The sequence below is a fragment of the Variovorax sp. 679 genome (assembly GCF_003952185.1).
Lineage (GTDB): Bacteria > Pseudomonadota > Gammaproteobacteria > Burkholderiales > Burkholderiaceae_C > Variovorax.
Window position 1 is genome coordinate 1 of the sequence record NZ_RXFS01000045.1, and the last position, 1,127, is coordinate 1,127.

The following is a 1,127-nucleotide window of genomic DNA, read 5'->3' on the forward strand; positions in this document are numbered from 1 at the left end:
GGGGTCTCCTCGTTTTCAGTGCAATAAGTGACGGTACGAAAAGCTAGCACTGGCGCGGAGGTGGTGTTGGTAGATCGTTGATTTCATTGACTTTCCTGTTCACTTTCAAATCTGCGATTCGTGGCGTCAAACCGTGGTCGGTTTCATCCATTGGTGCCAGTTATCGATGCATTTGGCCGCGAAGGCAGGATTTGGTCAGCATAGCGGTCAACCGGGAAGCGAAACACACCCCGCAAGTTGATGCTCTCCAGCCTGGTGGGCGCAATCTTCCCGATCAGTTCCGGTGGAATGACCTGGCGGCGGTTCGACCAGCGATCCAGGACCGCCTGCATCTGTGAGGTATTCCACGCCATCACGATGTTGGCCATCAGGCTCAACGCATCGGCCACAGCCTGCATTTCATCGACACGTTTGGCCTGCGCCGGGCTGATCCGGCCGGTATAAATGGCGCGCTTGAGGGCGTTAACAGCCTCGCCCCGATTGAGCACCCGGCGCAACTCGTTCCTGAAAGCGTCCTTGACAAAGTAGTCAGCCAAAAACGCCGTACGCAGCAACCGCCCCAATTGCACGCCAGCCTCATAGATTGGATCGCCCTGGGCGGCAGAACCGAACCGCGCAAGAGCTGCCACCGCACTGGCATGTCCGCTCATGACCGAGGCTGCCAGGTGCACCAGACTATCCCAATGCTTTTCGATCAAAGCGACGTCGACATTGGCTTCGCACACCGCAGCGATTTCTGCGGGCACTTTGGTGCCGCGTGGCACAAAGAGGTGGCGCTGTTTGAGTTCCTTCAACCGCGGGCAAAGATCAAAACCAAGCAAACGGGCATGTGACATGGCAAAGTCGGTGTAGCCATGGGTATCCACAGCAAGCTGGCTGGTCTCCAGCTTTTCTTGGCGGATGACACCTTCAATGGCCACGCCCGCCTGGCGCTCATTGAGCACAAAGGGCTGCGCATGGAAGATGCCCCACCGGTCTTTTACATGGGAGTAGATTCCAATGGAAGGTGTGTTGCGCCGAGGATCAAGCCGGGCTTGCCACACCCGTTTGGTGGTCTCCATGCTCATCATGTCAGAAGATGCCAAATCGGACCGCCCCCAGGTGGCGGCAATCGGGTGTCGCTGCAT

General features: G+C 57.5%; 1 protein-coding gene. It reads right to left on the minus strand.

Going from position 1 to position 1,127, the window contains the following annotated elements:
* Positions 1-143: 143 nt before the first annotated feature.
* Positions 144-1,127 (minus strand): Tn3 family transposase (locus tag EJO71_RS34225; RefSeq protein WP_164546990.1); only part of this gene is annotated, 984 nt, incomplete at its 5' end.